Origin of the sequence: Homoserinibacter sp. YIM 151385 (genome assembly GCF_027912415.1) — a bacterium.
GTDB lineage: Bacteria > Actinomycetota > Actinomycetes > Actinomycetales > Microbacteriaceae > Schumannella.
The window spans coordinates 2,149,042-2,156,556 of the sequence record NZ_CP115175.1 but is presented as its reverse complement, the minus strand read 5'-3'; the positions used below and the strand labels follow the sequence as shown (position 1 = coordinate 2,156,556).

The following is a 7,515-nucleotide window of genomic DNA, read 5'->3' as shown; positions in this document are numbered from 1 at the left end:
TATGAGGACCGGGTGAGACGAGCCCCAGAGCGGGTGCCCCTCGCAGAGGGACCCCCGGTCGGGCGGGGGATGCGGAAGCGGCTCAGCCGGGTCCGGCCGCGTCGCCCGGCGTCCCGGATCGGGCGTTGCGGCGCACCCACTCGTGCATGACGACCGCCGCCGCGGCCGCCGCGTTGATGGAGCGCGTCGAGCCGAACTGCCGGATCTCGACCACGAGATCCGCCGCGGCGAGGGCCTCGGCGCTCAGGCCCGGGCCCTCCTGCCCGAAGAGCAGGAGGCAGCGCTCGGGGAGGTCCGCGGCATCCACCGGGATCGAGCCCTCGACGTTGTCGACGGCGACGATCGGGAGGCCCCGCTCGCGCGACCAGGCGAGGAGCGCCGCCACGTCCTCGTGGTGGACGACGTGCTGGTAGCGCTCCGTCACCATCGCACCCCGCCGGTTCCAGCGCCGCCGCCCCACGATGTGCACCGCCTCCGCGAGGAACGCGTTCGCGCTGCGGACGATCGAGCCGATGTTGAGGTCGTGCTGCCAGTTCTCGATCGCGACGTGGAAGGGATGCCGGTGCCGGTCGAGCTCGGCGGTGATCGCCTCCACGCGCCAGTAGCGGAAGCGGTCGACGACGTTGCGCCGGTCGCCCTCGGCGAGGAGCTCGGGGTCGTAGCGCTCGTCGTCGGGCCAGGCGGCGGGGCCCCCGGGCCACGAGCCGACGCCGACCTCGTCGCTCATGCCCCCGGTGTCGCGTCCTCGATGACCGCGACCGCCGCGTAGAACACCTTCGAGAAGTCGAGCCGCTCGTCGCGCATGAGCGTGTTGTCGACGACGTAGGCGATCCCGACCGCGAGGTCCTTCATCCCCTGGTACAGCCGCTCGCCGGCGACGCGGGGCGTCACGACCACCGCCCACACCTGCAGGTCGACGGTGCCGTCCTCGTGGAGCGTGTAGAGCTGCGGGTCCGCCGCGGCGACGTTCACGCCAGCGCCCACGAGCACCGCCTGCGTCGTCTTGAAGCGGATGGGGTGGTCCTTCACGACCGCGAGCGCGTAATCGGGGCGGTCGGGGCCCGGCATGAAGCGGTGCAGCTCGGCCGTGAGCGGCACCTGCGACTGCAGGTCGTCCGGTCCGAGCTCGACGCGCGTGACGCGGAAGGCGGCTCGGGCGGGGTTCGGGTTCTCGCTCGACATGACGGTCACTCTGCCATGCGCGGCTCCGCGCCGCCGCCCCCACTTCGCGACGGATGCGGCGGGACGGCGGCGGCCTCTCCCGCGTTGACGTGCCAGAGCACCGCGGAAGGCTCGTCGACGAGCCCCTCCGCCCAGTCGACGTCGAGCCGCCGACCCCGGCCGCTCGGCTCCTGGATCTCGTCCATGATCACGTCGGCGAGGAACTCAGGGCTCCGGGGCCTGAAGCCGCGGGAGAACACGGGCAGATCGACGAGCATGCCGCTGAGCCAATCCGCGCCCTCCTCTTTGTAGACGATCACGACGACCTGCCCCCTGACCGCCGTCTTCAGCAGCGTCGGCGGATGGAGCACCTCGGTCGGCGAGGCCCGGAGTCGGTGCAGCTCGGCCTCGAACCGCTTCGCGTCGCTCATCGTGTCCCTGCCGATGGGACGTCGAGGAACTCGGTGACCTCGGTTCGCATCCGCGCACCCTACGTCCATCTCGAGGCGCGACGCGCGGGTTGTCCACAGCGGCAACGCGCTCACCCGTGGCACCGTCCCCTCAGACGAGCAGGCGGCGGGCCGCGATCGCGGCATCCGTCGCGAGGGTCTCGACCGCGACGCATGCCGCCTTGAGGCCGGCGGCGTCGTCCTCGACCCGGGTGAGCACGACATCCACGCCCCGGAGCCCGGCCCGATCGAGCAGCGTCCTCTCGTTCGCGATCCACTCGCCGCGCGCCGCGAGCACCGCGTGCGCCGTCTGCGTGACGGCGACGCCCAGCATCGCGAGCGTCTGGGTCGCGCGCCCCGCGGGCGCATGAGCCGTGCGGGCGTAGGCGAGGGTGAGCTGCGCGTCGCCCCACCAGCGCGCGAAGGCGGCGTGCCGCAGCGCGGCCGGATACTCGGGCGCGGCCGGCAGGGCGCCGTGGAGCACGCGCCCGAGCGCGAGCTCCGCGACGAGCAGGTAGCTGGGGATGCCGGCCAGATGGAACATGAGCGGCTCGATCGCGAACTCGCCCGCCTCGGCACGGGTGAGTTCCCGCTCGAGCACCGCGACATCCCGGTAGTGGACGTCGACCGCCCGCTCGCCGATGCGGAGCCAGGCGCCGCCGTCGAAGACGCCGCCGCCCCAGCCGCCGAGCTCCGAGACCTCGCCCGGGTGGCCGAGCGCGCGGAGGCTCGCCGGGTCGAAGCCGGCACGGTAGTGCAGGCCGAGATCCCAGTCCGAGTCGGGGCGGTGGGCGCCCTGCGCGCGGGAGCCGCCGAGGCTCACCGCGACGACGCCGTCGAGGCCCGCGAGCTCGCCCGCGAGCTCGGCGAGGAAGGCGGCGTCGTCCATGCCGCGAGCGTAGCCGCGCGGCATGTGCGCGAGGTCGGAGGAACCGGGCTCCCGGGGCGGATCCGGTGCCGATCGGCAGGATTCTCCGACGTCGCGCACACGCCCGCCCGCGCGCCCGCCGGCGCCGCGGCAATACGATCGACGCATGGCGACGAACCGCGACGAGGTCGAGTGCTGGCTGACCGACATGGACGGCGTGCTCGTCCACGAGAACCACGCCCTCCCGGGGGCCGCCGAGCTGATCCAGCAGTGGCGCGACGCGGGCACCCCGTTCCTCGTGCTCACGAACAACTCGATCTTCACGCCGCGCGACCTCGCGGCCAGGCTCCGCGCCTCCGGACTCGACGTCCCGGAGGAGTCGATCTGGACGAGCGCGCTCGCGACCGCCGACTTCTGCGCCTCCCAGATGCCGGGCGGCAGCGCCTTCGTGATCGGCGAGGCCGGCATCACGACGGCCCTCCACGAGGCCGGCTTCATCATGACGGAGACGAACCCGGACTACGTCGTCGTCGGCGAGACCCGCAACTACAGCTTCGAGGCGATCACGAAGGCGATCCGCCTCATCCGCGACGGCGCCCGCTTCATCGTCACCAATCCGGATGCGACCGGCCCCTCCGCCGAGGGCGTGCTCCCCGCGACGGGTGCGATCGCGGCGCTCATCACGAAGGCCACCGGCCGCGAGCCCTACGTGGTCGGCAAGCCGAACCCGATGATGTTCCGCAGCGCGATGAACAAGATCGGCGCGCACAGTGAGAACACCGGCATGATCGGGGACCGCATGGACACCGACATCGTCGCCGGGATCGAGGCCGGCCTCCACACGGTGCTCGTCATGACGGGCATCAGCGACCGGGCCGAGATCGAGCGCTACCCGTTCCGCCCCGGCGAGATCCTCCAGGGCGTGCACGAGCTCGTCGCCTCGGGCCCCACCGAGTCGGAGCTGTAGCTACTCGCCCTCGGACTCCTGCTGCCGCGCGAAGGCCTTCTCGGCCGCCGCCACGAGGGAGGCCTGGCGGCCGCCGATGATGCTGGCCTCCAGCTCGCCCGACTCGCGCGAGGCGACGCACCCGGCGTAGCGCGGCACGCTGCCCCATTCCGACTCGACCGGGAAGAAGGGCTGGAGCTGCACGTCGTCGTAGTCGCCGGCGACGGCCATGTCGAGCACGCCGGAGCCGGCGCACGACTTCGCCAGCGTGGACCCGAGCGAGTCGACGCCGGGGTAGGCGCTCTCCGGGTCGACGTCCTTCAGCGTCTGCAGCATCACGAGCTGGGCGGCGTGCGGCTCGGCGCAGTCGACGACCGTCGCGACGGAGGCCCAGGGGTCGGCGGAGGTGAGGCACTCGCCGCCTCGCAGATCCGCCCAGGCGGTCTCGCCCGGCTCGACGGGCCCGGGCAGCAGCGCCGGCTGCGCCTCCTCCGGCTCGGCGGAGGCGGAGGGGGTCGGCGCGGGGACCGCCTGCGGCGCGGACTGCCCGCTCCGCAGGCCGAGGACGAAGATGATGACGAGCGCGAGGAGGGCGATGGCGCCGCCCGCGACCCACATGAGGATCCGCTGCCGACGGCTGAGCGGGTCGGCGGGGGCCTTCGGCGGCGCGACCGCGGTCGCGGCGGCGGCACCCGCGGCACCGGCGGCACCCGCACCAGCGGGGCCGGCGGCGCGGCGACCGGACGCGGGTGCGGCGATGTCCGGCTCGTCCTCGTAGTCGGCGAAGTTGCCCTCCGCGAAGAGCTCGTCGAGGGCGGTCGGCTCCTCGGGGAGCTCGGCGGGCACGTCCTCCGGGAAGGCCTCGTCCTTCGGCGTGAGCCGCGAGAACCAGAGCGGGTCCGACTGCGGCGGCTCGGAGAGCGCAGGCTCGGCCGGCAGCGCCGGACCGGGGGATGCGGGCGAGGCCGCCCCCGGCTGGATCGCGGCCGGCTGGGTGGGTTCCGGCTCGACCTGCGACATGGGCTGGGTCGACTCGGGGCTCCCCGGCACCGAGCTGCCCGGCACCGCGCTCGCCGGCACCGAGCCGACGGGTCCGGGCTCCACGAGCGCGGGGGGCTCGACGGCCTCCGTCGGCGGGGCGGGCTCGGCGGGCGCCGGGCTCGCGGGATCCGCCGGCGCCGACTCGGCATCCCCGTCCTCGCCGAACTGCGCGCTCAGCCAGTCCCGGGCGTCGTCCTCGTCGCCCGGCTCCCGCCGATCCGTCATGACGGCCCCAGCCCCAGGTCCTCGAGCTCAATCGCCGCGAGGTACGGGTAGCCCGCGGCCTCGATGCGCTCGCGCGCGCCCGTCGCGCGGTCCACGACGACCGCGACCCCGACGACCTCGGCGCCGACCTTCTCGAGCGCCTCGATCGCGGCGAGCGGCGAGCCGCCCGTCGTGGAGGTGTCCTCGAGCACGACGACCCGCTTGCCCTCGAGATCCGGTCCCTCGACCTGCCGGCCGCGGCCGTGATCCTTCGGCTCCTTGCGCACGACGAAGGCGTCGTAGTCACGGCCGAGGGCGGCGCCCTGGTGCAGCACCGCGGAGGCGATCGGGTCGGCGCCCATGGTCAGGCCGCCCACCGCGTCCACATCGGCGATCGTGTCGACGAGCTCGACCATGACGCGGCCGATGAGCGGTGCGACGCGGTGGTCGAGGCTCACCTTGCGCAGATCGACGTAGTAGCTGGCCCGCTTGCCGCTCGTGAGGGTGAAGTCGCCGTGGAAGACGGCATCCCGCGAGATGTGGGCGATGAGCTGCTGACGGTCGTCGGTCACGCCCGACAGCCTACCGAGCGCACGGCAGGTGCCCGCCCCCGCCCGGTCCGGGATGGCGGACCGGGCCGGAGCGGGCACCTGTGGAGGAGGAGCGGGATCCCTCAGCCGACCGGGTAGGCCGGGAGCCAGTGCGTCTCCTCGCCGGCCACGCCGTGCACGACATCCCCCACCCCGTTGATGGTGTGGCTGATCTCGCCGTTGCCGTTGAGGAAGCGGGTCACGATCCGCTCGAAGCGCACCCCGGGCCGCTCGGGCGCCGTGATCGCGTCGTCGAGGATCGGCCCGTCCTGGATGAAGTAGGAGTAGACGCCCATGCCGGTCGCATGGTGCTCCTGCACGCCCGGGTCGACGGCGTAGGCCTCATAGCCGTTGCCGGTGCCGTCGGTCCACGCCTCGCGTGTGGGCGGGTCGTAGGGGATCTCGTTCTGGTAGAACACGACGCGGCCGCGCTCGCCCCGCCAGATCGTCTGCTCCTGCTGATAGTGCTCGACGAAGAGGCCGGTCGCGGTCACGTCGTCGCCGTTGACGACGACGCCGTGCGCGCCCGTGTTCGAATCCCAGCCGATCCCGTTGCCGTGGTCGCCGCGCCAGGCCCAGATGTTGTCGAGCAGCACGTCGTCGCTGTTGACCTCGATCGAGGTCTCCGCCTTGCCGGCGTGGTGGCCGCCGATCCGCACGAAGACGTCGGTGAGCGTCGTCGGGTCGGAGGCCGCGTCCGCGGACGACCCCGTCGGCCCGACCTCGATGAGCTTGTCGGACTCCTGCAGCCCCGCGTCGATCGTGATGCCCGAGAGCTGGACGCCCGCGACGTCCGCGATCTCGATCGCCCGGTTGCCGGCCGTCGGGATGACGGAGGCCATGCCCATGCCGAGCACGACCGTCCCCGGCTCCGTGATGCGCAGCGGCTCGGCCGTCTCGTAGATGCCGGGCGTCAGCACGAGGTGCTTGCCCGCCGCGAGCGCGTCGTTGATCGACGAGGTCGAGTCGCCGGGCTTCGCGATGTGCACCTGGTCGATGGGGATGCGGCGGCCGTCGGCCTCGCTCGTCCCCCAGTCGACACCCCGGCTGTCGCGCTTCGCGTTCGGCGCGAAGAGCGAGTAGGCGCCGTGCTCGTCGACCGTGAGGAACGGGGCCTCGCGGCTCAGCGGCGTCTGCTCGACGACCGTGTTCGGCACGATCATCGGGTCCTCGACGCGCGGCCCGGGGTAGGTCGGGGCGGGTGCGCCCTCGACGCCCGAGAAGACCATGTTCCAGACGCCGCCCTCCCAGTTCCCGATCTCGCTGTTGCGCGTGAAGTACTGCTGCTGCGAGCCCGAGTACACCGTGCCCGCGACCTTCGAGTTCGCGAGGTAGCCGCCGCTCGAGAAGGCGCCGTAGCGGCCGAACAGGGTGATGCCGCCCTGGATGTCCATGCGGCGCATGGGCGCGGCCTGCGAGACGGCCCAGCGGAAGGCGTGCGGCTGCTCGACGACGCCCTCCGGGTGGGCGCGCGCCGCATCCGCGCCGATGGGACGCTGGATCGGGTTGATCTGCAGGTTCGACATCGAGCGCCAGAAGCGGGTGAGCGAGCCGGGGTCGTTCGCGTTCCACGGCTCGGTCGCGCTGCCCTGCACGGGCTCGACGTGGAGCGAGCCGTTGATGTGGACGTCGCCCGGCTGGCCGCCGAGACCCGCGATGCTCGTGTAGTAGCCGACATCGGCGTTGACGATGTCGGTCGCGTTCAGCGGGTCGTCCTGGCCGGCGGCGCTGCCGTAGCTGCCGGGCTTGAAGAGCACGGCGTGGCGGTTCTCGCTGAACTCGGGCTCGTCTGCGAGGCCCGCGAGGGTGGTGTTGATGCGGTCGGTCGACCAGCTGGGGTCGATGATCGTGACGTTCGGCCCGAAGTCGGGGTCGCCGGCGGCGTTCGCGGCGCCGGCGGCGGTGATGAGGCCGCCGCCCGCGAGGAGCGCGGTCGTGGCGATGCCGGCGCCGAGGAGGCGGCCGGTGCGGCGGCGGAAGGCGCTCCGCGGCGGGGCGTGCTCTGGGGTTCTCACGTGATCTCCTTCGATCGCGGGGGACCCTGCCGCGTCCCGGGTCGATCCGGAAACGTTTACGGCATCCCGCGTGCTCAGCGTACGTCCCCCGAACGGGGGCCGTCAACGCTTCCGTACGCGCCCCCTCCCCGCCTCTTCTTCCGAAATGCAGGATCAGACCCCGCCGCGCCGCGCACGAGCCCCGTCATCCCGGGGTGGAGGCTCCGCGCGTCCTGCATTTCGGAAGGGGCGGGTGGGTGGG

At 73.2% G+C, this 7,515-nt stretch carries 8 protein-coding genes; 1 reads left to right on the top strand and 7 read right to left on the bottom strand.

The features are described from left to right. Window positions 1-82: 82 nt before the first annotated feature. From OF852_RS10525 to OF852_RS10510, 4 genes are all read right to left on the bottom strand, one after another. Window positions 83-727 carry a TrmH family RNA methyltransferase gene (locus tag OF852_RS10525; protein ID WP_271119113.1) on the bottom strand — a complete coding sequence of 215 codons (645 nt, stop codon included), beginning with the start codon at window positions 725-727 and terminating at the stop codon, window positions 83-85. Then, window positions 724-1,182, bottom strand: coding sequence for a hypothetical protein (locus tag OF852_RS10520; protein ID WP_271119112.1), 459 nt, complete (start codon window positions 1,180-1,182; stop codon window positions 724-726). Before OF852_RS10520 ends, OF852_RS10525 begins: the two co-directional genes overlap by 4 nt. A gap of 5 nt (window positions 1,183-1,187) precedes the next feature. Next, on the bottom strand, window positions 1,188-1,592 hold the full coding sequence (locus OF852_RS10515) for a hypothetical protein (RefSeq protein ID WP_271119111.1): 405 nt from the start codon (window positions 1,590-1,592) through the stop codon (window positions 1,188-1,190). A 130-nt stretch (window positions 1,593-1,722) separates the two neighbouring features. After that, entirely contained in the window at window positions 1,723-2,499 is a 777-nt protein-coding gene (locus tag OF852_RS10510; RefSeq protein ID WP_271119110.1) for a nucleotidyltransferase domain-containing protein, read from the bottom strand. Between the two features lie 145 nt (window positions 2,500-2,644). Between OF852_RS10510 and OF852_RS10505 the strand changes: the two genes are divergently transcribed. After that, window positions 2,645-3,445: an HAD-IIA family hydrolase gene (locus tag OF852_RS10505; protein WP_271119109.1), complete on the top strand. Its 801-nt coding sequence runs from the start codon at window positions 2,645-2,647 to the stop codon at window positions 3,443-3,445. On the opposite strand, the gene OF852_RS10500 is transcribed toward OF852_RS10505, so the two are convergent. From OF852_RS10500 to OF852_RS10490, 3 genes are all read right to left on the bottom strand, one after another. After that, a complete protein-coding gene (locus tag OF852_RS10500; RefSeq protein WP_271119108.1) occupies window positions 3,446-4,690 on the bottom strand; it encodes a hypothetical protein in 1,245 nt (414 codons plus the stop codon). It abuts the gene before it with no gap. Next, window positions 4,687-5,241, bottom strand: coding sequence for an orotate phosphoribosyltransferase (gene pyrE, locus OF852_RS10495; RefSeq protein WP_271119107.1), 555 nt, complete (start codon window positions 5,239-5,241; stop codon window positions 4,687-4,689). Before pyrE ends, OF852_RS10500 begins: the two co-directional genes overlap by 4 nt. Window positions 5,242-5,342: 101 nt before the next feature. Next, complete coding sequence (locus OF852_RS10490; protein WP_271119106.1) at window positions 5,343-7,274, bottom strand: adenylyl cyclase; 1,932 nt, start codon at window positions 7,272-7,274, stop codon at window positions 5,343-5,345. Between the last annotated feature and the right edge of the window lie 241 nt (window positions 7,275-7,515).